Annotated in this window: 22 protein-coding genes; 9 read left to right on the top strand and 13 right to left on the bottom strand. The window is 67.0% G+C overall.

Translation table 11 applies throughout. From position 1 onward, the window contains the following. Positions 1-65: 65 nt before the first annotated feature. The 5 genes from V8J38_RS03010 to V8J38_RS02990 are packed head-to-tail and all read right to left on the bottom strand — an operon-like array spanning position 66 to position 3,870. Positions 66-764 carry a fumarylacetoacetate hydrolase family protein gene (locus tag V8J38_RS03010; RefSeq protein WP_338577837.1) on the bottom strand — a complete coding sequence of 233 codons (699 nt, stop codon included), beginning with the start codon at positions 762-764 and terminating at the stop codon, positions 66-68. After that, the gene (gene gtdA, locus V8J38_RS03005; RefSeq protein ID WP_338577836.1) at positions 761-1,813 is read right to left on the bottom strand and encodes a gentisate 1,2-dioxygenase; all 1,053 of its coding nucleotides are present in this window, start codon (positions 1,811-1,813) and stop codon (positions 761-763) included. Before gtdA ends, V8J38_RS03010 begins: the two co-directional genes overlap by 4 nt. 4 nt (positions 1,814-1,817) lie before the next feature. Beyond that, on the bottom strand, positions 1,818-2,147 hold the full coding sequence (locus V8J38_RS03000; RefSeq protein WP_338577835.1) for a non-heme iron oxygenase ferredoxin subunit: 330 nt from the start codon (positions 2,145-2,147) through the stop codon (positions 1,818-1,820). Further along, positions 2,144-2,617 carry an aromatic-ring-hydroxylating dioxygenase subunit beta gene (locus tag V8J38_RS02995; protein ID WP_291778833.1) on the bottom strand — a complete coding sequence of 158 codons (474 nt, stop codon included), beginning with the start codon at positions 2,615-2,617 and terminating at the stop codon, positions 2,144-2,146. Before V8J38_RS02995 ends, V8J38_RS03000 begins: the two co-directional genes overlap by 4 nt. 2 nt (positions 2,618-2,619) lie before the next feature. Further along, positions 2,620-3,870: an aromatic ring-hydroxylating dioxygenase subunit alpha gene (locus tag V8J38_RS02990; RefSeq protein WP_338577834.1), complete on the bottom strand. Its 1,251-nt coding sequence runs from the start codon at positions 3,868-3,870 to the stop codon at positions 2,620-2,622. A gap of 125 nt (positions 3,871-3,995) precedes the next feature. Between V8J38_RS02990 and V8J38_RS02985 the strand changes: the two genes are divergently transcribed. Then, positions 3,996-5,180, top strand: a complete 1,185-nt coding sequence (locus V8J38_RS02985; RefSeq protein ID WP_338577833.1) for an NAD(P)/FAD-dependent oxidoreductase — start codon at positions 3,996-3,998, stop codon at positions 5,178-5,180. A 12-nt stretch (positions 5,181-5,192) separates the two neighbouring features. On the opposite strand, the gene V8J38_RS02980 is transcribed toward V8J38_RS02985, so the two are convergent. Continuing rightward, positions 5,193-5,960: an IclR family transcriptional regulator gene (locus tag V8J38_RS02980; protein WP_338577832.1), complete on the bottom strand. Its 768-nt coding sequence runs from the start codon at positions 5,958-5,960 to the stop codon at positions 5,193-5,195. 286 nt (positions 5,961-6,246) lie between these two features. On the opposite strand from V8J38_RS02980, the gene V8J38_RS02975 reads away from it, so the two are divergent. Beyond that, positions 6,247-7,002, top strand: a complete 756-nt coding sequence (locus V8J38_RS02975; RefSeq protein WP_291778820.1) for a Crp/Fnr family transcriptional regulator — start codon at positions 6,247-6,249, stop codon at positions 7,000-7,002. Between the two features lie 134 nt (positions 7,003-7,136). Further along, complete coding sequence (locus tag V8J38_RS02970) at positions 7,137-8,381, top strand: transporter (protein WP_338577831.1); 1,245 nt, start codon at positions 7,137-7,139, stop codon at positions 8,379-8,381. A 54-nt stretch (positions 8,382-8,435) separates the two neighbouring features. Here the strand turns inward: V8J38_RS02970 and V8J38_RS02965 are convergent, their stop codons facing one another. Genes V8J38_RS02965 through V8J38_RS02950 form a run of 4 tightly spaced genes read right to left on the bottom strand, consistent with a single transcriptional unit; the run spans position 8,436 to position 11,237 of the window. After that, positions 8,436-9,122 (bottom strand): hypothetical protein, encoded by a 687-nt coding sequence (locus V8J38_RS02965; protein WP_338577830.1) that lies wholly within the window; start codon positions 9,120-9,122, stop codon positions 8,436-8,438. A 4-nt stretch (positions 9,123-9,126) separates the two neighbouring features. Continuing rightward, positions 9,127-9,858 (bottom strand): C39 family peptidase, encoded by a 732-nt coding sequence (locus V8J38_RS02960; protein WP_291778811.1) that lies wholly within the window; start codon positions 9,856-9,858, stop codon positions 9,127-9,129. Beyond that, positions 9,855-10,259: a hypothetical protein gene (locus V8J38_RS02955; protein ID WP_291778808.1), complete on the bottom strand. Its 405-nt coding sequence runs from the start codon at positions 10,257-10,259 to the stop codon at positions 9,855-9,857. The genes V8J38_RS02960 and V8J38_RS02955 overlap by 4 nt, the downstream gene beginning before the upstream one ends. A 57-nt stretch (positions 10,260-10,316) precedes the next feature. Next, positions 10,317-11,237, bottom strand: a complete 921-nt coding sequence (locus V8J38_RS02950) for a hypothetical protein (RefSeq protein WP_338577829.1) — start codon at positions 11,235-11,237, stop codon at positions 10,317-10,319. A 134-nt stretch (positions 11,238-11,371) separates the two neighbouring features. Between V8J38_RS02950 and lepA the strand changes: the two genes are divergently transcribed. Then, entirely contained in the window at positions 11,372-13,180 is a 1,809-nt protein-coding gene (gene lepA / locus V8J38_RS02945) for a translation elongation factor 4 (RefSeq protein WP_338577828.1), read from the top strand. Positions 13,181-13,183: 3 nt separating this feature from the next. Here lepA and V8J38_RS02940 read toward each other — a convergent pair whose 3' ends face one another. The 3 genes from V8J38_RS02940 to V8J38_RS02930 form a co-directional block, all read right to left on the bottom strand. Beyond that, positions 13,184-14,065, bottom strand: coding sequence for a NaeI family type II restriction endonuclease (locus V8J38_RS02940; protein ID WP_338577827.1), 882 nt, complete (start codon positions 14,063-14,065; stop codon positions 13,184-13,186). A 53-nt stretch (positions 14,066-14,118) separates the two neighbouring features. Next, positions 14,119-15,186, bottom strand: coding sequence for a DNA cytosine methyltransferase (locus tag V8J38_RS02935; RefSeq protein WP_338577826.1), 1,068 nt, complete (start codon positions 15,184-15,186; stop codon positions 14,119-14,121). Between the two features lie 96 nt (positions 15,187-15,282). Continuing rightward, positions 15,283-15,678, bottom strand: a complete 396-nt coding sequence (locus tag V8J38_RS02930) for a very short patch repair endonuclease (protein ID WP_338577825.1) — start codon at positions 15,676-15,678, stop codon at positions 15,283-15,285. 133 nt (positions 15,679-15,811) lie between these two features. Here V8J38_RS02930 and V8J38_RS02925 point away from each other — a divergent pair, with 133 nt between their 5' ends. The 5 genes from V8J38_RS02925 to V8J38_RS02905 all read left to right on the top strand — a co-directional run bounded on the left by V8J38_RS02925 (position 15,812) and on the right by V8J38_RS02905 (position 23,270). Then, the gene (locus tag V8J38_RS02925) at positions 15,812-16,561 is read left to right on the top strand and encodes a hypothetical protein (RefSeq protein ID WP_338577824.1); all 750 of its coding nucleotides are present in this window, start codon (positions 15,812-15,814) and stop codon (positions 16,559-16,561) included. Between the two features lie 76 nt (positions 16,562-16,637). Further along, complete coding sequence (locus tag V8J38_RS02920) at positions 16,638-19,490, top strand: pitrilysin family protein (protein WP_338577823.1); 2,853 nt, start codon at positions 16,638-16,640, stop codon at positions 19,488-19,490. 127 nt (positions 19,491-19,617) lie between these two features. Further along, entirely contained in the window at positions 19,618-20,358 is a 741-nt protein-coding gene (locus V8J38_RS02915; protein WP_338577822.1) for an NYN domain-containing protein, read from the top strand. Positions 20,359-20,406: 48 nt separating this feature from the next. After that, complete coding sequence (gene cobT / locus V8J38_RS02910; protein ID WP_338577821.1) at positions 20,407-22,305, top strand: cobaltochelatase subunit CobT; 1,899 nt, start codon at positions 20,407-20,409, stop codon at positions 22,303-22,305. Further along, positions 22,302-23,270, top strand: coding sequence for an esterase-like activity of phytase family protein (locus tag V8J38_RS02905; RefSeq protein ID WP_338577820.1), 969 nt, complete (start codon positions 22,302-22,304; stop codon positions 23,268-23,270). The genes cobT and V8J38_RS02905 overlap by 4 nt, the downstream gene beginning before the upstream one ends. The last annotated feature ends 12 nt before the right edge of the window (positions 23,271-23,282 follow it).

Here is a 23,282-nt window from a genome sequence, read left to right as displayed (position 1 = left end):
TCCTCCTGCGGAGGGCGCGTCTGACGCGCGCCTCTCCGTGATTGCTGATGATGCGTTGAAGGGGATCAGGCGGCCTTCGGACCGACCTTGATATTGAGCGGCGTCAGGCCGTCGATGGTCACCACCATCTCGTCGCCCTCGACCACGGCGCCGACGCCCGCCGGCGTGCCTGTGTAGATCAGATCGCCCGGCTGGATCTCCCACAGGGTCGACAGATAGGCGATGATGTCCGCCACCGGCCAGATCAGGTCGGCCAGGTCGGCGTCCTGCTTGACCTCGCCGTTGACGGTCAGCTTGATCGCGCCCTTGTACGGGTCGAAGTCGCCCTCGCCCGCCTTCAGGATCAGGCCCAGCGGCGAGGACTGTTCGACGTTCTTGCCGGTGTCCCACGGGCGCCCCTGGGCGCGAGCTTCCAGTTGCAGGTCGCGGCGGGTCATATCCAGGCCCGTGGCGTAGCCCCAGACGTGGTCCAGCGCGTCCTCGACGGCGATGTCGCGCCCGCCCTTGCCCACGGCGACGACCAGTTCGGCCTCATAGTGGAAGTTCTCCGTCTTGGACGGATAGGCGATGGTCGTTCCATCCGGCACGACCGTCTCGGCCCAGGCGGTGAAGAAGAAGGGCGGTTCGCGGTCGGGGTCGCGCCCCATCTCGCGCGCATGGGCGGCGTAGTTGCGGCCGACGCAGAAGATGCGGCGAACCGGGAAATCGTCGCCCGTCGAAGTCTTGGCCAGGACCGGCGCTTGCGGTTGGAACAGCAGGCTCACGCGTTTTCTTCCTTGTAAAGATTCAGTTTTTCCTGACAGGCCTTGTCCGAGTAGCCGAACAGCACAAGCTGACTCTCGGCCTTGAACACCACCTGTTTCCACGACGGGACGACAACGATGTCGCGGTGGTTCAGGGCGACGGTCTCGCCCTCGATCACGGCCTCGCCGGTTCCTTCCACGACGACGAAGATGGTCCCGTCGGTCGCGCGACGCGGACGCGTCTGGAAACCGTTCGGCAGCAGGCGGACATGGGCCGAGATGGTGGCCATGATCGGGCCGCCGTCGATCGGGTTCATGAACTCCAGCGCATGACCCAGGTGCGGGTCGATCTCGGCGCCGCTCTCGGCCAGGGCGTCCAGGGCCGGACGCCACTCGGCGTAGGGGTAGTGGAACAGAGGCTGGTGCGCCGGGCGACGGTCCGCCGTGTGGCCCTTCAGCGGACGCATGTTGCGGCCGTAGCGGTTCAGGCTGTCGCCCGCCGGGGCCTGCTCCGGGAAGCGGTCCTCGTGATAGTGCTCGGCGAAACTGGCGTCGAAATGGCGCACGGTCGGGATATCCAGACCGTCCAACCAGATCATCGGCTTGTCGGTCGGATTGCCGTGGTCGTGCCACTGGCCGCCCGGCGTCAGCACCAGATCGAAGGGGCGCATCACCGCCTTCTCGCCATCGACCGCCGTATAGGCGTCCTCGCCTTCCAGCACGAAGCGCAGGGCGCACTGGGCGTGGCGGTGGGCCGGAGCGACCTCGCCCGGCAGGATCAGCTGCAGGCCGGCGTAGAGGCTGGGCGTGATGCCCGAATGGCCCGGCAGGCCGGGGTTCTCCAGGATCAGCACCCGCCGCTCGGCGTCCTTGGCGCTGATCAGGTCGCCGGCGCGCATCAGATAGTCGCGGGCGTTGTCATAGACCCATTTGTGCACCTGGGCCGGCGACTGCGGCTGGGGCAGGACCAGGGCGGCCAGCTTCTCCCACAGAGGGTAGAGCCCTTCCGGCTCCATCTGCTGATAGAGGGTCTCGAGCTGGGCGCGATTGTCGTTGGTCAGCTGCGTCATGTGATCAGGCCTCCATGCCGACGTGCAGGACGCCGTCTTCGAGCTTCACCGGGAAGGTGCGCACGGCGACCGAGCAGGGCGCGTCCACGGCCGCGCCGGTCTTCACATTGAAAGTGCCCTGATGCAGCGGGCACTCGATCAGCTCGCCGTCCAGATAGCCGTCGGAGAGGCTGGCCTGGCCGTGGGTGCACAGGTCGGCGGTGGCGAAATACTCGCCGTCCACGACATAGAGGGCGACGCTCAGGCCGTTGACGACGGCCTTGGCCACGCCGTGTTCATCCAGGGCCGAGGGCGGCAGGGCGGCCGTCCACGACAGGGTCGCGACATCGGTCATGCGGGATACACCAGACTGTTCGGGATCATTTCGGAATCGAAGACGACGATGCGCTCGACGAAGCGCAGCCGGTCGCCGTCGCGGACGATGCGGTCATGGCAGACGGCCGACAGCACGATGTCCGAGGGCTTGTCGATCAGCGTCTGTACCACCAGCAGGTTGTGGCGGACGCGCACGCCCTGTTCGTCCTGCTCGACGATGCGCGGCGCGGTGGGAAAGCGGCGGTAGTATCGCGGGGCGTACATCTGCGTCCGCGTCAGCCCCGTCACCCGGTCTTTCAACATGCCGCGGCTCTCGGCCTGCATGGTGCACAGGGTGTAGCCCGCCTCATGGTTCTCGCGCGGGATCACGCGATAGAGGCAGTCCTCGGTGAAATACTCGGGCCAGGCGTGCAGATCGACATCGTCAAGCGTCGCATAATAGGCGTCGTAAAGGTCGCGGACCTCGTCGCGGGTGATGGTCTCGCTCATGCTCACAGCCCCATCACCTTGCGCCAGTAGCGCCACATGCCGCGCACGGCGGTCTCCGTGACCTGGTGGTCGGTCGGGGCGATCTCGCGGCCGCCCATCTGCAGGATCATGTTGGCGTCAGGCGAGCCCATAGCCCCCTGCTGGGTCATCTCCAGAACCTCGCCGTCGTCGGCCGAGACGAAGCCCGCCGGTCCGAACAGATTGGCCTGGCGCGTGCGCCGCAGCTTCATCTCGTCGGTGTCGTCGGCGTAGCACCAGTGGGTCCAGTGGAAGTCGAACCCGCCCGGCCCCTTGGGCACGATCTGGCGCGTGGTCAGGCTGTTGACCTGCTGCTGCAGGATGACGCTGGGGAAGATGGTGATCATCCCGACGGTCTCCTCGCCGGGGAACTCCTGCACCACGTCCATGACGCGCGGGTCCTCCAGCACCAGGTCGCCCTGGAAGTTGCGGATGTCCGCCATGTCCTCGGTCTTTTCCTGCTCGCCCTTGCGCGAGATCAGGATGCCGTGGCGGCCCTCGTCGTCGATATCGACGGCCGACTTCTGGTCGGCGCGGAACAGGCCGAAGGTGGCGAAGAACACGTGCAGGAGCCCGGCGTGATACGGGTCCTTGATGTTCTCCTGCATCTGCTTCCAGTTGGCGGGAATGTGCTGGCGGTTGTAGCCCAGCACCTGCAGCTTCCGCCCGTCATAGACGCGGGTGTAGTGCTTCCAGAACTTGTCGCCGAGGTAGTCGCGGAACGGCGGCGTCTCGTCCGAGAAGGTGGCCCAGACCACGCCGTTGACCACCTCGACCCGCAGCTTGGTCAGGCCGTTCTGCTTCAGATCGAAGTCGGCGGGCATCCCGCCCTGGCGCTTCACGCCCCGGCGGAAAGGCACGCCCTGCAGGTCGCCGTTCAGGGCGTAGGACCACTGGTGATAGGGGCAGATCAGCTCCTTGGAGTGGCCGAAGCGCGACTGGCAGAACTTGACCCCCTTGTGAGCGCAGCGGTTCTCGACGACCGAAATCTCGTCCTCGCCCGAGCGGACCATGACGCACGGCTTCTCGCCCAGGGTCGTGGTCTTCCAGTCGCCGACATCGGGGATTTCACATTCCAGGCCGACGTACAGCCAGTGGGGGCCGTACCAGATCTTCTGCAGCTCCTCGGCGTAGATTTCCGGGTCCGTATAGACCCAGTAGGGCACCGCGGCGTCGACATCGGCCGGCCAGGCGCGCGCTTGACGGCCCTCTGGAGGGCGTATGGCGATGGTCACTGAAAAGCTCCCGAACTGACAATTCGAAGCGGCGATCTCACGTCGCCGTTGACCGCCTTGGTGTCGTGGTTTTTGATCTATGTCAAATGCGTTGCATGTAGTGCAATGACCTGAGGAGATCACAAATGACGGAGCGCATCGTTGTCGTCGGCGCCGGCCACGCTGGCGGAATGGCCGCCATCGCCTTGAGAGAGTTGGGTTTTTCTGGGAGCCTGACCCTCATCGGCGATGAGCCGCACCCCCCCTACGAACGTCCAAGCCTGTCAAAGGGATTCCTGAGCGGAGCCGAACCCGAACCCGTCTGGCTGGCGCCGGCGGAACGCTGGAGCGCGCTGAACGCCGTCCTGAAAACCGCCAGTCCCGCCGTCGCGATCGACCGCGAAAAGGGCGAAGTCCGCCTGGCCGACGGATCGACCGAGCCGTTCGACGCCCTGATCCTGGCGACCGGCGGGCGGGTGCGGCGCCTGCCCCTGCCCCACCATCCCGCCGTCCATTATCTGCGGACCACGGACGATGCGCGCGCCCTGGCCGCGGGCGCTCGGCCCGGCGCGCGCGCGCTGATCGTCGGCGGGGGCGTCATCGGTCTGGAAGCGGCTTCGACCCTGCAAGGCATGGGCCTGTCCGCCGTGGTGATCGAAGCGGGCGAGCGGCTTCTGGGGCGCAACATTCCGGCCGAGGCGGCCCAGTGGCTGGCCGAGGCTCACGCGCGCATCGGCGTCGACGTCCGCCTGGGCCGTTCGCTGGCCGGCCTTGACGACACGCCCGACGGCGGCGTCACGGCGACGCTGGATGGCGGGGAGACGCTCGACGTCGACCTGGTTGTCGTCGGGATCGGCATCATCCCCTGCGTCGAACTGGCGGAAGCGTCCGGCCTGCCGATCGACGGCGGCGTGCTGACGGACGACGACTATCGCTCGCCGGGCGATCCGCGCGTCTTCGCCATCGGCGACGTGGCGGCGCGGCTGAAGGACGGCGCGGCGCGACGCATGGAGACCTGGGCTCACGCTCAGACCTCGGCCCGCAAGGCGGCGCTGGCGATCCTCGGCCTGCCGTCCGAACCCGAACCGACGCCCTGGTTCTGGACCGACCAGTGCGGGCATAACCTGCAGATTCTCGGAGACCCGTCCGCCGCAGACGCCGTTGTGGAGCGTGGGGAAGGCGTGCGGCTTTACCTGCGTCAGGGCGCTCTGGTCGGCGCCGTCTGCCTGGACCGGCCGCGCGATTTCGCCGCCGCCCGCCGCCTGATCGGCAAGACTCTCAAGCCCAAAATCGCATCCGATCCGTCCGTCGACCTGCGCAAGGCCGCCTGAAGCGCGCTCGCGTCAGACCTGAGGACGTATGCCGCCGGTCGCGGCGGTGATCTGGTCGCACACCTCGATCAGACGATCGCGCGCCTGAGCGTCGTTCTCCGGCTTGAACAGATCGGTGGCCAGCACCGTGGCGGTGAAGACAGCCTCGCCCTGCAGGTCGAAGATCGGCACGGCGGTGGCGCGCAGACCGGGGATCAGGTCCCCGCGAACCGCGGAATAGCCGTCGCGGCGGACCCGCGATCGCAAGGCTTCAACGTCGATGGGCTGGAACTGCGGCTGGGTCTCGCGCTCGACCATGGCCCGGGTCTGGTTCTCGGGTCTGAAGGCCAGGAAGACATGGCCCGTCGCCGAACTCAGCAGCGGCAGCGGAGCGCCGACGGTCAGCGAGGTCGAGATCGGCGGCGTGCCCATGATCCAGCGCACCACGATGGGGCCTGACGGCCCCAGGGCGGCCATCTGCACCGTACGGCCTGTCTCGCGCACATAGTCGCCGATGGCGATGGCGGCCTCGCGGAAGACATCCATGCGCGACAGGGCCGCCAGCCCCAACCGCAAGGCGCCCGGCCCCAGTTCATAACGTCCCGTCGCGGCGTCCTGCCGCGCCATGCCCGCCGCGATCAGACTGGCCAGATAGCGGTGCGCCTGCGACGCCGACAGATCCGACGCCTGGGCGATCGCGCCCAGGGCCGCCGCCCCGTCCAGCGACGCCAGCACGTCCAGCACGCGCAGGCCGATGCCCACCGACTGGATGCCCTGTCGCCGATCCGTCGTTTCCACCATTCAACCGCCCCCTCATGCCGGCTCGTCTTCGGCCCTTCTCTCTCATGCGGAGTCAGCCGCTCACTGACAAGGGAAGGGCTGATCGCAGCCGGTCATATCCGGCCGGTCCGGCCGATGCGCGCAGCCGCCTCCTTAAAATTAACTTAAAATCAACGTTTTTGCGCCTTGGCAGGAACGACCGTCGTGCGGTCGCCGTTTCCCGTCCCGGAGGAACGCCTGAGATGGTGTGGGAGAGGGACGCAAGCCGGACCGCCGGAGGGGGTCGGTCGCGCCTGCCCGTAGGGGCATGGTGACGCGCGCGGTCAGCGTGCGCCGTTCGGCGTCCACGCCAGGCGACCTGGCGGCGCTGCGCAACCTCACCTCCATCAACCGGCTGAGCGATGAAGAGCGCGCCCTGGTGCGGCGCCTCTGCGTCTTTCAGGAAGTCGTTCCTGCGGGTCAGGCCTTCGATCCGGACGGGCGGGCCGCCTCGCCTCGCCTGATTCTGAGCGGTTGGGCCTGTCGGCAGCGCATCCTGGCTGACGGCCAGCGTCAGATCTTCGGCTTCCTGCTGCCCGGCGACTCCATGGGGCTGAGCCTTCATCCGCGGCCGCTGGACGAGACGACCGTCATCGCCCTGACGCGGGTCGAATATGTCGACGCCCTGATGCTGCGCGAAATTCTCGCCTTGCAGGATCCGCGTCACGACCGGCTGCGTCGGGCCCTGGCGACCTCTCGCCGCTACGAGGAAGCCTGCCTGCTGAATCATGTGGTGCGCCTTGGCCGGCAGTCGGCCCAGGCCCGCCTGGCCCACCTGTTGCTGGAACTGCGCGATCGGCTGCAACGCGCCGGCCTGTGCACCAGCGACCGTCTGCATCTGCCCTTGACCCAGGAGACCCTGGCCGACGCCCTGGGGCTGAGCCTGGTCCATGTCAGCCGCACCCTGGGACAGATGCGACGCCAGCGATTGATCGCCATGCAGAGCGGCTGGGTGACCCTGCTGGACGAAGCCTATCTGCGCGCCGCCAGCGACTATGGCGTCGACGAACACGCCCTTCACTGAAACCGAAGCGAAAAGAGAGAGCGAGCGTCATGAGCCTTTATCGACAACCGTCTCGGCCCCGTCCGCCTCTCTTCCCCCGCCGCCCGCCGGGACGCGCCGGCTCCGCCCTGCGGATGATCGGCGTTTCAGCGGCCATGGCGGCCCTGTTGGCGCCCGGCGCCGCCCTCGCCCAGGACGAGGACCTTGCGGCCCGGGTCGCGCGGCTGGAGGCCCTGGTCGTCGAACAGCAACGTCGGATAGAGGCGCAGGAAGCCCTGTTGGCCGAACGCGCCGCCGTCCCTCCGCCCGCCGTCGATTCCCGCTGGCAGGTGCAGACCGACGCCTCGGGCCGGGCGATCTTCGCCGATCGCACGCTCGACCAGCTGCGCGCCGGCCAGCAGGTCGCCAGCACCATCGCGCCCAACGGACCGGCTCAGCCGACCCTGCCCCCGACCGAAGGGCCGCCGCCGCCCGCGCCCGAGGTGCGGCGCGAACAGTTGGCCGCCATCCCCGAGGGCATCGCCGTGCTGAGCCAGCCGGGCAAGCTGACGGTGGACCTGTCAACCGAGTACACCCGCTCCAGCGCCAATCGCCTGGTGTTCCGCGGCATTGAGATCGTGCCCGGCGTGCAGATCGGCGTGATCGAGGCCAATGAGGCCGACCGGGACACCGGCGTCGTCACCCTGGCGGCGAAATACGGCATCGCCCCCCGACTGGAGGTCGAGATCCGCGCCCCCTACGTCTGGCGCAACGACACCATCACCACCGTGCAGCAGCGCGACGAGGCGGTGACCCGCACCATCGACCTGAGCGGCGACGGCGTCGGCGACGTCGAGGCCGCCGTCCGCTATCAGATCAACGGCGGCGAGCGCGGCCGCCCCATCTTCATCGCCGGCCTGCGGGTCAAGAGCGACACCGGCGAAGGCCCCTTCGACATCGATCGCGACGAGTTCGGCATCGCCACGCGCCTGGCCACCGGCTCCGGCTTCTGGGGCGTCGAGCCCAGCATCAGCTTCCTCTACCCCAGCGACCCGGCGGTCATCTTCGGCAGCCTGAGCTACTTCGCCCACCTGCCGCGCGACATCGACAAGACAGAAGGCGAAATCCACATCGGCAAGGTCGATCCGGGCGACGCCATCGGCCTGGCGATCGGTTTCGGCTTCTCGTTGAACCCGCGTTTCTCCTTCTCTCTGGGCTATAAGCACAACTACATCCGCCCAACCTCGAGCCAGTTGAACGACATCACGGAAAAGTCTGACGAACTGCAGGTCGGAGCCCTTCAGTTCGGCATGTCCTATCTGATCAACGACCGATACAGCCTGAACGGCAATTTCGAGTTCGGCGTGACCGAGGATGCGCCGGACATGCGCTTCATCCTGCGGCTGCCGATCGTGTTCTGACATGAGAAGGGGCCGCCGCGGCGGCCCCTGCCCTGGCTCGCGCCGCCAACCAACCTAGCCGCCGGGGCTCCGAAGACCCGCCCAGTCGATGTCGCGGGCGATGTTGGAGCCATAGTTGTACCGCTGACTGTTGGTCTGGATCATCTCCAGGTCGGGCAGGACCAGATTCAACTCCATATCCTGACGGATGTCGCGGTTGTCGGCGTTGTTGATGATGAGGTTCTGCAACTGGCTGGTCGTGATGTTGTGCAGGATGGCCGTGGCGCCGTTCCCGTCGATCACCGCCACGCCGCCGGCGTTGTTCAGTCCGCGAAGATCAACGCCACCCGCCATCAGGCCGGCCATGGCGCCCGCCAGGTCGGAGACGCCGGGGACGTTGTGCTGGACCTGTTCGGTCATGGCGCCGGTCGGCGTCCAGGTCAGCTGGGTCTGCAGGGCCAGTTGGTCATTGACGTAGGAGCGCACCACGACGCCGAAGCCGAAGGTGAAGCCCGCCACCGTCATGAAGCCCCCGCGCGCCTCGGCCATGTCGGCGTCCGTCATCATCCGGGGACCGTCAGAGACCGTCACGGCCAACGCCGGCGCCGCCGACGCTTGCAGCGGCGCGCCCGAAGGCTCCGACAGAGGACCGCCCGCAAGTTCGGCGGCGAAGGCCGCGGACTGGGCGCCGGCCGGCGCCGCAACGCAGATCGGCGCCGCCAGGCTGATGATCATAAGGAGGCTGGATCGCGCGCGTCGCATGGCGTCACCTCAGATAAGGATCGAGGGAGAACCGCGTCGTCACCTGATAGAGCGGCGGCAACTCCCGCGTCAGTTCCGCCAGGGACATGGGTTGCAGCGCCTGACCCGGCCGCGACCGGTTCCACACGCGCCATTCCTCGGCGTCGTTGAAGGTGTCCGCCGGCTGACGGACGACGAAGGCGACCCCGTTCCACATGTCGGTGAACTGGTCGCGCGAATAGATCTTCAGCCCCAGCGCCGGATCGCCGACCAGGACGCGCCCCGCGTCGTCGCCCTTGAAGACGACGAAATGCTTGTAGCCGGCGGTGTCGATCATCACGATCGCCGGGGCGTTCATCTCGATCAGCTCATCCAGGCTCAGCCGGAAGCCGTCGGCGGGATAGCCCCGCGCATCCAGATACCGCTTCATGTCCAGCAGGGAGAAGCCGACGCGGCGAATGGTCTCCTGATCGCCGTCGGCGAACATGGCGCGGAAAATCTGAGCCTCGCCGACATCACGTCCGTAGTGGTGCCGCAACAGTGTGGCCAGGGCGGCCGAACCGCAGCTGAAGTCATACTGCTGGCGCACCACTGTGCGGAACGGCAGGTCGCGATAGCTGACCACCTTCACCCGCCCTGCAGCCGGGCCGTTGTTCAGCAGAATCTCAGCCTGAGCCGAGGGCGCGCACAGGACCGCGACGCTGACCCCGACAGCCAGCCCCAGGCCGGGCGGAAACCGGGCGGTCGAGCGTGTCACGGGTTCGGGGCCGTCGTCACGATATTGATCGTGATCGCGCCTTGCAGGTTGTTGTTGTTGCCGCTGTTCATGACGAAGTTGCCGATGCCGTTGAAGCCGGAAAAGGCGTTGGCGTCGATGCGCATGGCGCCGGTCGTGACCGTATTGGCGTTGACGCTGTTTCCGCTGTTCGTCGCCTGCAGCAGCTGGTCGCTGGCGATGAGGACGGATGGCGCGCCTTGGCGGCCGTGCAGGGCGTCCAATTCCTCAATCGCCAGCGAACGCGGAGCGCCCGCGACAGCAGCCGAGGGGTCGGCCTGGGTCGGCGCGATGATGATCAGGGGCGGAGGGGGCGACGGCGGAGAGGCCGAATTCGGATCGGCCGCCCCCAGCAGCGCCAGGGTCGACAGAAGGCTGAGCATGGTTCCCTCCCAGGAAGAAGTTCGGCGGCCGGAGAACCGGCCGCCGAAAACGAAGGCCTAGTTGCCGCCGCCGCCGAAGGTGACGTTAGCGTTGGCGCTGATCGCCGTGGCCGCCTGACCAACCGAGGCCAGACCGGTGTTGTTGCTCACCGTCTGAATGCCGGCGAAGCCTGCAAAGGCGCCGCCGCTCTGGTTGATGTCGCCCGTGCGGATCCGGCCGTTTTGCGGGCCTTGGCCGTCTTCCGACATGTCGAAGCTCAGGTCGCTGACGTTGGCGCTGAGTTCCTGCATGTTCAGGGAGACGCGGATGTTGCCGATGTTGGTGGAGTTGTCGTTGCCCGAGTCATTCACCGAATTGTCGTTGAAGGAATCAGAGACCCCCAACTCCAGGTTGGTGTTCACCGAGTTGTCGGTATTCGTCGAGGCGTCGGTGTTGAACGAGTCGGAGATGCCGACCTCGGTATTGGTCGAGTTATCCGAGTTGTCGTTGAACGAATCCGAAACACCCAACTCCAGGTTGGTGTTGGTGGAATTATCCGAATTATCGTTCAGCGAATCCGAAATGCCGACATCGAGGTCGGTGGAATTATCGGTGTTGAACGAGTCCGCGACGCCCAGATCCACATCCGTGCTGTTGCCGCCGCTGTTGTAGGAGCCGTCCGCGTCGGTATTGCCGCCGACCGGACCGTTCGGCCCGCTCGAGGACTGGGCTTGAGCCATGCCCGCAAAGGCGAGGGCTCCGGCCAGGACCGCAGCGGACGTCATCAATTTGGCACGCATTTCTTTGCCTCCAATCAAAAGGGTTTCAAAGGAGGCTCCTCCACCTCCGAAGGCCCAAATCGTCGGATGACAGCCGTCGTTCCCCTGAAGAGAACCTCTGATTTTTCTAGAGAATTCTTGCAGCACGACCGTCAGGCGGGCGGAAATTCGATCAAATGGAGTGGCAAGTCCGGCCGACGGCGCAGCACGGCCTTTCATTTGATCAAAACGTCACCCGGAATAAAGTTGGCGAAGTCGTGACTTTTTTCGGGCGCCCGCGTCATTATTCGCCCAGAGGCCGCCATGCGGCTGACGTGGCGCAATCTCTCCAGCCGTGCTACGCGCGCCGAACCATGACGACGCCCCCTATCGAACGCATCCGCAACTTCTCGGTGGTCGCCCACATCGACCACGGCAAGTCGACCCTGTCGGACCGCCTGATCCAGTTCACAGGCGGCCTGACCGCGCGCGAAATGTCGGAACAGGTCCTTGATAACATGGACATCGAGAAGGAGCGCGGCATCACCATCAAGGCGCAGACCGTGCGCCTGAACTACAAGGCCAAGGACGGCGAGACCTACGTCCTGAACCTGATGGACACGCCAGGGCACGTCGACTTCGCCTATGAGGTGTCGCGTTCGCTGGCCGCGTGCGAAGGCTCGATCCTGGTGGTGGACGCCTCACAGGGCGTCGAGGCCCAGACCCTGGCCAACGTCTATCAGGCGATCGACAACAACCACGAGATCGTCCCGGTCCTGAACAAGATCGACCTGCCGGCCGCCGAACCGGAGCGGGTCAAGGCCCAGATCGAGGACGTCATCGGCCTGGACGCCTCGGACGCCATCGAATGTTCGGCCAAGTCGGGCCTGGGCATCGAGGACGTGCTGGAAGGCATCGTCGTCCGCCTGCCGGCGCCCAAGGGCGACATCAACGCCCCGCTGAAGGCCATGCTGGTCGACGCCTGGTACGACCCCTACCTGGGCGTGGTGCTGCTGGTGCGCGTGTTCGACGGCGTGCTGAAGGCCGGGATGCGGGTGAAGATGATGCAGACCGGCTCGACCCATCTGGTCGATCGCGTCGGCGTCTTCCTGCCCAAGAACACCCCGGTCGAGCAGCTCGGCCCCGGCGAGGTCGGCTTCATCACCGCCCAGATCAAGGAAGTCGCCCACGCCGCCGTCGGCGACACCATCACCGATGAGAAGAAACCCACGGCCGAACCGCTGAAGGGCTTTAAGGAAGTCCAGTCGGTGGTCTTCTGCGGCCTGTTCCCGGTCGACGCCGCCGATTTCGAGGACCTGCGCGCCGCCATCGGCAAGCTGCGCCTGAACGACGCCAGCTTCACCTATGAGATGGAATCCTCGGCCGCCCTGGGCTTCGGCTTCCGCTGCGGCTTCCTGGGTCTGCTGCACCTGGAGATCATCCAGGAGCGCCTGAGCCGCGAGTTCAACCTCGACCTGATCGCGACGGCCCCCTCGGTCGTCTACAAGATCGGCCTGCGCGACGGGACCGAGATGGACCTGCACAACCCGGCCGACCTGCCGGACGTCATGCAGATCGAGACGATCAGCGAACCGTGGATCAAGGCCACCATCCTGACCCCCGACGAATACCTCGGCGGCGTGATCAAGCTGTGCCAGGATCGCCGCGGCAACCAGATCGAGCTGTCCTATGTCGGCGCGCGCGCCCTGGTGGTCTATGAGTTGCCGCTGAACGAAGTGGTGTTCGACTTCTACGACCGGCTGAAGTCGATCTCGAAGGGCTACGCCTCGTTCGACTATGAGATCACCGACTACAAGGTCGGCGACCTGGTGAAGATGTCGATCCTGGTCAACGCCGAGCCAGTGGACGCTCTGTCGATGCTGGTCCACCGCGCCCGCGCCGAGACGCGCGGCCGCGGCATGGTGGAGAAGATGAAGGAGCTGATCCCGCCCCACATGTTCACCATCCCGATCCAGGCGGCCATCGGCGGCAAGATCATCGCCCGCGAGACGGTGCGCGCCCTGCGCAAGGACGTGACGTCCAAGTGCTACGGCGGCGACGCCACCCGCAAAAAGAAGCTGCTGGAGAAGCAGAAGGCCGGCAAGAAGCGGATGCGTCAGTTCGGCAAGGTGGAGATCCCGCAGGAAGCGTTTATCGCCGCGCTGAAGATGGACGAGGATTGAGGATCAGTCCAAATCTCCGGCATTACGAAGAAGATTCAATTCCTCGTCCGACCTGGGCTTCACAGCGACGAAATCGTCGGTCGCCAGCTGAAAACCGAGTTTTCGGGCCAGTGGCGCATCATAACGCCCTGACAACAGCGCAACTCCCAGCGGTCGCAGAACATCGGGCGCGCCGCCGTTCGCCCGGAGTCGCTTCATCGGGTCCTTTTGGTCGAAGAGCAGCGCCGCAAGAACAGTCCGGTGTGTGATCCGTCGATCATTTTCGAGAAAGAACATCGCGGCTCGCCGCCTCCCGATCTTTATCTGACGGAGTTCACGAAAGCGCTTCATATCGAGGCCCGCCCAGCGATTGGGCGGCCAGGCGACACCCGATGCCAGCCAGAGGATGTTAGCGTAAGCTGAAGAAAGCACCCCGCGTTTGCCGTCCCGATTAGGCGCACCGAGGTACGCTTCGCGCGCCACCATCAAACCCATCCAAGATTTGCGCTCGTCTTCGTCGGCTGCGAGCAGAATGACGGGCTCCTCATCGCGATAGGTTTCCGGCGGGATCATCCAACTCCACGATCGGCTGACCGTATTCTTTATATCCACATCGTGATCCAAGAGCGTGAGGTCACGAACGCCTTTAGGCGCATCGAGCAGATCTCGGACGAAGTGCTCAATTTTCAAGCCGATGAATGTCTTTTCGACATTATCGAGTTCTGAAAGTGTCGTGCGGCCGGTCCGTATGGGATCGAGAACAAACTCAATCGCTTCGATCACCGCACCCACGAAGGCGTCTGCAGGCCGTGTGCCGAGACGCCCGGCGATCTCTCTCGCCAACCGGTCAAGAAAGACATGGTCGGGGTGGCCCGGCAAAACTAAGGATGGAGGCACTTTTCGCATGCCGCCATCTGGACGGCAGATTGGTTACGAAACGCTTCCCGTTCGGATAACGACTATGCAGCCATTGAACGGTCAGTAAGCGCCGTCAGCACAGTGGCAGCGAGCGCGCCCGCCAAGTTCGGCGGCACGGCGTTGCCGATTTGGCGGGCCACCTCTACCTTCGTACCGGAGAATTTGAACTCATCCGGAAAGCCCATGAGGCGCGCGGCTTCACGGTGAGTGATCGGGCGATGGGCCTCCGGATGGAGATACCGCCCCTTCTCAGGCTTATAGAATTCCGTGCGGATCGTGACTGAAGGGCGGTCCCACCACAGTCGGCCGAACAGATCTGTTCCCCCACTGGTCTTCCTAATCCAGCAGTTGGGAGTGATGTCCGGGCGATTGGATTGCAGATCGAAACGATTGCCGCCGGGCGGCACCGCCCGATAACGCTGCATGCTTTTTTCCGTAGGATTGCGCCCGAAGTGCAAGTCGAAGGTCTTAGCCTCGCCGATCTCCGTGCCGAACGGGTCCGTGGGAAGATCTCCGATAACGTCGCGGACCGTCCTCCAACGCGGGAGATTACTCTTCAGTTTAGGGTCGGCGTGCGTCGGCAAGGGCGGAAAATTCGGGAGATTGTTCGCATCCCGCCAGCCCAGGATGATCGTGCGCTTGCGCGTTTGCGGCGCCCCGTAATCCGCGGCGTTCAAAATGGCGGCCTGTGTCTGAAAGCCGTGTTGACGCGCCTTCTTCTCAATTAGAATGCGCTCGGGCGAGCGGTAGAGTTCCGCCACATTCTCCATCACGAAGGCGCGCGCGCCCGAACGCTCGGCGATTTCGATGAAGGGCTCCCACAAGGCGCGACGAGCGTCGCCGTCGCGCTTCTTGTTCAGCAAGCTGAAGCCTTGGCAGGGAGGGCCTCCGATCACCACGTCGGCCGGCGGCACTTCATTCTGGAGAAGCCATTCCTCGATATTGGCTTTAACGGCCTCGCCTGGGAAGTTGAGCTCGTGAGTTTTGACGGCGGCGGCGTCATTGTCGATCGCCAGCACCGGGGTGAACCCGCCGCAAAACAGCTCGTCGTAGAAGCCCAAGCTCATGCCGCCGGCGCCGCTGAAAAGGTCAATCAGGCGCAATGTCATGGCGGCTTCGCCCTCCTTAAATACACGCAAACAAAACGCGAACACGATTCGCGTGTCAACAGCATACCATCCAAGGGTTAGGCTCGGATGAAGCCCTTATCTGAGGTTGATCAATCTCTCCACAAGAGCGGCGTGATGGCGGGTCTCGCACTCCCAGACCGTGACCACCTCAAAGCCTATGCCGCGCAAGTCAGCCTCGACGCGTTGATCCCGCACTCGGTTCGCCGCGAACTTAACCAACCACTCCTCCCGATTGTTGACCGGCACCGTTCCTCGCTTGCAGTCATGATGATGCCAGAAGCACCCATGAACCTGCACGACCCAACCCTTGGAGCGGTTGGCGAAGTCCGGTTTCCCCGGCAAGTTACGGACATTTCGCCGGTAGGCCTTGCCCAGTTCACGAAGAACCTTTGCGACGCGCTCTTCAGGCGTCGTTCGCACTTGTCGGACCTTAGACATCGCCGACGTGGTGCGGGCGTTCAGAGGCTGCATGAGCCTGAGTATAGCCGCCCAGTCGCCCGCAGCGATCGCAATCTGTCGTAATTGACGCTTTCATTTCATCGGAGCGGCCTGTTTTCCGCCGCCGCAGCCCGCCTGAGTCGGCGCCGGTCCTATCCTTGCGCGCATGGAGGAGACCCTGGACGCCAAGCCCGCGCACTATCGCCTGTCGCGGGCGACGTGGGAGATCATTCTGGAGGCCTATCGCAACGGCGCGACCGTGCCGGAGCTGAGCGAGCGGTGGCGGGTGTCGCAGCACGCCCTGCGCAAGCGGATCACCGTCCACGGCGCGACCAAGCGCGACTGGGGCGACGCGCGGGCGCGTGAGCAGGCCGAGGCGCGCGAGCGGATGCAGGCCGAGCGGGCGGCGGCCGAGGCGGTTCGCGCCGAAGCCCTGTTCGCCCCCTCCGAAGAGGAGGCGGATGAGACGGCGGAGGTTCTGGCCGAGACGGCGATGCGGGCCTGGGCGCGAGCCATGCGGGGACGGATGTGGGACGAGGCCAAGGCCCTGGCCCAACTGGCCGAGGCCTATGGCCGGATGGCGCAAAGGGGCGAGCGGGCGCGGGCGCGCGGCGAGGTGACGCTGGACGACATTCCGCTGGAGCTGATCAAGGCGCTGGCGCTGAACGAGGATCAGTGCGCCTCCAGCCGACTGGCGATCTGGGACGAGGCGGACCCGCATCCGGCCAAGCAGGAGTATTGGGCGGTCAACGCCGCGCAACGCGAGGCGGGCATGGAAGAATGGCTGGCCCTGATGCGAGAGCGCAAGACGCTGCGGGATCGGGTGCGCGAACTGGAGGCGGCGGCGGGCCTGGACCCCCGCTCTGATCAAGCGCAGGCCGAGCGCGCCGGCGAAGATGAAGAATTCTTCATATAACAATGTGTCGCGTTGCCGGAGACGCGCGTGCGGTTAAGGTCCGCCTCAACATGATCCGTTGGGGACTGAAAACATCATGCGCCTTGCCGCCTCTTCCGTTGCGCTCGCCGCCCTGCTGGCCGTGAGCACGCCCGTTATCGCCGCGCCTGCGGCCGCCGCCGCAACCGTGACCGCCGCCCAGGCCGAGCCCCTGCGCGGGGCGCCGGTGTCGGAGCTGATCGCCCGCGTCGACATTCCGTGGAAGCGCTTCCAGCTCGACAACGGCCTGACCGTCCTGGTCCACGAGGACCGCAAGGCCCCCGTCGTCGCCGTGTCGGTCTGGTATAATGTCGGATCGAAGGACGAGCCCAAGGGGTCGACCGGCTTCGCCCACCTGTTCGAGCATCTGATGTTCGGCGGGTCGGAGAACTCGCCTTCCAGCCACATCCAGACGATGAACGCAGCGGGCGCCACGGGCCTGAACGGCACGACCTGGTTCGACCGCACCAACTATTTCCAGACGGTGCCGACCCCGGCGCTGGACTACACCCTGTATCTGGAATCCGACCGCATGGGCTATCTGCTGGGCCAGGTCAGCCAGGAGGTGCTGGATCTGCAGCGCGGCGTCGTTCAGAACGAGAAGCGTCAGGGCGACAATCAGCCCTACGGCATGACCTATTACGCCACGCTGGAAGCCCTGTTCCCTGAAGGGCACCCCTATCGCCACTCGACCATCGGCTCGATGGCCGACCTGGACGCGGCCAGCATGGAGACGGTGCGCGACTGGTTCCGCCAGAACTACGGCCCGAACAACGCCGTCCTGGTCCTGTCGGGCGACATCGACGAGGCGAAGGCCCGCGAACTGACAGAGAAGTATTTCGGCGCCATCGCGCGCGGCCCGGTCAACACCCCGGCGGCGGCGCCGGTGCCGACCCTGTCGGCGCCGGTCGAACAGGTGTTGCACGACCGCGTGGCCCAGACGCGCATCAGCCGCACCTGGGTGGTGCCGGGCCTGGGCGATCCGGACTCCGTGCCGCTGAGCGTCGGCGCCTCGGTGCTGGGCGGCCTGGCCAGCTCGCGCCTGGACAATGTGCTGGTGCGCGACGAGCAGACGGCCTCCAGCGTCTCGGCCGGCAATCAGGTGTTCCAGCGGGTCGGCATGTTCAGCTATTCCGCCATGGTCAAGCCGGGCGCCGATGCGGACGCCGTGGCCCGGCGCATGGATGAGGTCCTGGCCGACCTGATCGCCAACGGCCCGACGCAGGACGAGATCAACCGCGTCGTCACCCGTTACGCCTCGCAGCGCATCCAGGGACTGGAGACCGCCAACGGCAAGGCCTCGGTCCTGGCCGAGGGGCAGCTGTATTCGAACGATCCGGACTTCTACAAGAAGGAGCTGGCGGCCTATGCGGCGGTGACCCCGGCCCAGGTCCAGGCCGCCCTCCAGAAATGGCTGAGCCGCCCTGTCTACAGCCAGATCGTCATGCCGGGCGAGCGCGAGGCCTACGCCGAGGCCGCCGCCGCCCCTTCGGGCGCGACCCCGGTTCCGGCCGAGCCGATCCAGCGCGTGGCCCGCGACCCCGCCCCGACCATCGGCCAGGTCTCCAACGTCGACTTCCCGGCGGTGGAGCGCGCCGCCCTGTCGAACGGCATCGAGATCGTCTACGCCCGCTCGACCACCGTGCCGGTGACCCGTGTGGCGCTGGAATTCGACGCCGGGGTCGCGGCCGACCGCGCCGACCGACTGGGCGCCCACACCCTGATGCTCAACGTCATGCAGGAAGGCACGACGACGCGCGATTCCAAGGCCCTGGCCGAGGCGCAGGAGCGTCTGGGCGCCAGCGTCTCCGTCGGCTCGTCGATGGACCGCACCGTGGCCAATCTGTCGGCGGTGACGACCAATCTGCAGCCGTCGCTGGCCCTGCTGTCGGACGTGGTGCGCAACCCGGCCTTCGCCCCGACCGAGATCGAGCGCCTGCGCGCCACGCGCCTGGCCGCCCTGGCCAATGAGAAGACCCAGCCCGCCGCCATCGCCGGCCGCGCCCTGCCCCCGCTGATCTACGGCGAGAGCCACCCCTACGGCCGCCCGTTCGGCGGTTCGGGCGACGAGGCGGTGATCCGCGCCCTGACGCGCGACGATCTGGCGGCCGAACACGCCCGCTGGATCCGCCCGGACAACGCCAGGCTGTTCGTCGTCTCCGACCTGCCGCTGGCGGAACTGAGGCCGCAACTGGAGGCCGCCTTCGGAAACTGGCGCGCCCCGACGACGGCCAAGGGCGTCAAGGGCTTCGACGCCGCCCTGCCGCAGACCTCGGCGCGGGTGGTGCTGATCGACCGGCCGCAGTCGCCGCAGTCGCTGATCTACGGCGGCCAGGTGCTGCCGGTGTCGGGGACGGACGACATCCTGACCCTGACCACGGCCAATACGGTGCTGGGCACGGACTTCCTGTCGCGCATCAACGCCGACCTGCGCGAGACCAAGGGCTGGTCCTACGGCGTGCGCGGCACGATCAGCCAACTGCAGAACCGCGCCCCCTACATCGTCAACGCCCCGGTCCAGGCCGACCGCACGGGCGAGTCGATCGCCGCCCTGATCGGCCAGTACGAACGTTTCCTCGGCGCCGAGGGCGTGACCCCGGCCGAGCGCGAGCGCACCGTCCTGGGCGACACCCGCGCCCTGTCGGGCAGCTATGAGACCTCGTTCCAGGTGCTGAACGCCCTGCGGTCGAACGCCCTGTTCGGCCGACCGGACGACTATCAGGAGACCCTGGCCGGCCGCATCAACGCCCTGACGGCCGAGCAGATGGACGCCGCCGCCCGCGCCGCCATTCAGCCGTCGCGCTTCGTCTGGGTGGTGGTCGGCGACGCCGCCGTGGTCAAGCCACAGCTGGACGCCCTGGGCCTGCCGGTCGAGGTGCGAGCCGCCGAGGCGCCGAAGACGGCGCAGTAAGCGCTTCGTACCAGGCCAGACATGGAGACGGCCGGCGGGGCGCCCCGTCGGCCGTTTTCCTTTGCGGTTGACCCCGAGCGCGGCCGGGGCGAGCCTTCGCCCCTCTCCTCCCCTCGCCGGAGCCTTCATGCCGACCGACGCCTTCAACCCCGCCGCCCGCGCCCCGCGCCTGGCCGTGCTGATCGACGGCGAGAACGCCTCGGCCCGCATCGCCGAAGCCCTGTTCACCGAGATCGCGACCCTGGGCGAGGCGTCGGCGCGGCGCATCTACGGCGACGCGGCCAGCCCGGCGCTGCGCGGCTGGATCGACGTCCTGCCCCGCTGGGCGATCCAGTGGCAGCAGAATTTCCAGAACACCAAGGGCAAGAACTCGGGCGACATCGCCCTGGTCATCGACGCGATGGATCTACTGCACTCGGGGCGGTTCGACGGTTTCTGCCTGGTATCGTCGGACAGCGACTTCACCCGACTGGCGGCGCGCATCCGCGAACAGGGCGTGCCGGTCTACGGCTTCGGCGAGCGCAAGACGCCCGAGAGCTTCCGCCAGGCCTGCACCCGTTTCATCTACACCGAGAACCTGACCGGCAGAGCCGCCGCCGAAACTGACGCCGACGCCGCGCCCCCCGCCGAACGCAAACCCGCCGAGGCGGCCGCCCTGATCGCCGCCGCCATCACCGACATGGACGAGGACGGCGACGGCTGGGTCAACATCGGCGGCGTGGCCAACCGCCTGCGCAACACCTACCCCGACTTCGACCAGCGCACCTACGGCCACGCCAAGCTGTCCGAACTGGTCCGCGCCACAGGCCGATTCGACGTCGAGGTCGGCCCCGGCGGCGTCATGCGGGTACGGCTCAAGCAGCAATAGGACGCCTCGTCCCCTTCCCCCCGGCGCAGCATGGTCTATGTGTGGCCCATGGCCGCTGCAGAGACTCCCGTCGAGACGTTCAAACGCGCCCTGTCGCATGCGGCGAGGGCGCTGGCCGAGCAGGCTGAGCTGGAAGTGCATTTCGGCAGCGACGGTCCGCGACTGTCGAACGGCGTGCTGACCCTGCCCCACCCGCCGCGCGACCCGGCAGCGCCCGAGAGCGCCGCCCTTCGCGGTCAGGCGGACCGGCTGGCGCTGCGTCTGGCCAACCATGACCCGGCGCTGGACGCCAAGCTGCGCCCCGTCGACATGAATGCGGCCGAGGTCTTCGACGCCGTCGAACAGGCCCGCGTCGAGGCCGTCGGCGCGCGCGAGCTGAAGGGCGTGCGGCGCAACCTCGACTCCGCCCTGGTCACCCGGCTGGAGAAGTCGGGCGCCCTGCGCGCCGAGGCGGCTCAGGTGCCGGTGGCCGAGGCGGCCGCCCTGTTGCTGCGCGAGAGGATGACGGGCGAGCCGGCCCCCGACGGCGCCAAGACCATGCTGGACCGGGTCCGCGCCGAACTGGAGGCCAAGGCCGGCGCCGAGCTGGACGCCCTGGCCGCCCTGGGCGACGACCAGGCGGCCTTCGGCGCGCGCATGAAGGATCTGCTGCGCGCGCTGGACCTGGACCCCGGCGACGCCGACGGCGGCGACTCGCCCGAGGAGAACGGCGAAGACGACGCCGACAAGCCCGATCAGGACGAGGCCGATCCGGACGAGCAGGAAGAACAGGACGGCGGCGACGGCGGCGAGTCCCTGGACGGCACGGCCGACGACCAGTCCGCCGAGGACGAACGTCAGGCCCGCCCCGACGGCACGCCCGGCGAACCGGACGGAGAGGGCCAGGAAGACGCCCCGGAACTGAGCGAAGGGGATCGCCCCAACCATCAGCAGACCCAGGACGATGGCCGGGCGGTCGAAGTCTATCACGCCTTCACCACCGCCTATGACGAGATCATCGACGCGGCCGAACTGTGCGATCCGATGGAGCTGGACCGGCTGCGCGCCCTGCTGGACGCCCAGTTGTCGACCCTGGGCAGCGTCGTCTCACGCCTGGCCAACAAGCTGCAGCGGCGCCTGCTGGCGCAACAGAACCGCAGCTGGATGTTCGATCTCGAGGAAGGGATGCTGGACACGGCGCGCCTGACCCGCGTCATCACCGACCCGACCAGCCCCCTGTCGTTCAAGATGGAGAGCGAAAGCCCCTTCCGCGACACGGTCGTGACCCTGTTGCTGGACAACTCGGGCTCGATGCGCGGGCGGCCGATCATGGTGGCGGCGGTCTGCGCCGACATCCTGGCGCGGACGCTGGAGCGGTGCGGGGTCAAGGTCGAGATCCTGGGCTTCACCACCCGCGCCTGGAAGGGCGGACAGAGCCGCGAGGCGTGGATCAGCGCGGGCAAGCCCGCCAATCCCGGCCGCCTGAACGACCTGCGCCACATCATCTACAAGAGCGCCGATGCGCCCTGGCGCCGGGCCAAGAAGAACCTGGGCCTGATGATGCGCGAGGGTCTGCTGAAGGAAAACATCGACGGCGAGGCGCTGGAGTGGGCGCATGACCGTCTGCTGGCCCGGCCCGAGGCGCGGCAGATCATGATGGTCATCTCGGACGGATCGCCGGTCGACGACTCGACCCAGTCGGCCAACGCCGCCCTCTATCTGGACAAGCACCTGCGCCAGGTGATCGAGAAGATCGAGACGCGCAGCCCGGTCGAGTTGCTGGCCATCGGCATCGGCCACGACGTGACCCGCTGGTATCGCCGCGCCCTGACCATCGTCGACGTGGAACAACTGGCGGGCGCCATGACCGAGAAGCTGGCCGAACTGTTCGAGGCCGAGCCCAAGACCGTCAGCGGCCAAAGACTCGGCGGCCAGGGCGGGCGCGTTCCGCACAAGCGCGCGGCGTGAATCGCCGCCTCTATGTCGCCGCCCTGATTTCTCTCGCCCTGGCCGCCTGCGCCGGGGCGGCGGTCTCATCTCATCCCTGGACGCCCGAAGCGACAGCCGACGGCTGGGCGCCGGCGGGCGGGTCGACGCGGCAGGTCGGCCTGGGCTGGCCGGGCGGCGCCAAACTGGCCGAGGGTGTGCGCTATGCGGGCGGAGTGCAGTTGATCGCGGCGCCCGCCTCCAGCCTGCATAGTCTGTCGGACCTGAAGCTGACCGGCGACGACGGCTTCGTCGCCGTGTCGGATTCGGGCGATCTGGTGCGCGGGCGGCTGGAGTTGGATGCGGACGGCAAGCTGTCGGGACTGCACGATCTGCGGGTGCGCCGGCTGACCACGGCCGAGGGCGAGCCGATCATCGACAAGGTCGCGGGCGACGCCGAGGGGCTGGCCCTGACCGAAGAGGGCGAGGTGCTGATCAGCTTCGAGCGCCAGCACCGCATCTGGAGCTACGGCTCGCTGGACGGCCTGCACGCCCGCCCCGAAGCGCGGGCGTATCCGGCAGCGGACTTTCCCCCGAATGAAGGCATGGAGGGCCTGGCTGCGGCGCCCGGCGGCTGGCGTGCCGGCGGCGAAGGCGGCGGCGTGTGGGACTGTTCGCCGGAAGGCTGCCGCACCGTTGTCGAGCCGACGCCGCCCGCCGACAGCTGGCGGCTGACCGGGCTGGAGCGCGATCCCGGCGGCGACGGCTGGTTCGCCATGCAGCGGTCATGGCGTCCGCCGTTCGACGTGCGCGCGCGGGTGCGCCGTATGGACGCCGACGGGACGTTGGGACCGGTGCTGGTCGAGCTGAAGCTGCCGGGCCTGACGGATAATTTCGAAGGGATCGCCGCCGAGGCTAAGGGCGAAGGCGTGCGCCTCTACATCCTGTCCGACGACAACGCCAATCCGGCGCAGAAGACGCTGATGCTGGCCTTCGACGTCCGCTGATCCTTCTCCCTC

Source organism: Brevundimonas olei (assembly GCF_037055245.1).
Lineage (GTDB): Bacteria > Pseudomonadota > Alphaproteobacteria > Caulobacterales > Caulobacteraceae > Brevundimonas > Brevundimonas olei.
The sequence above is the reverse complement of the archived record's forward strand: the minus strand, read 5'-3'. Positions and strand labels throughout refer to the sequence as shown.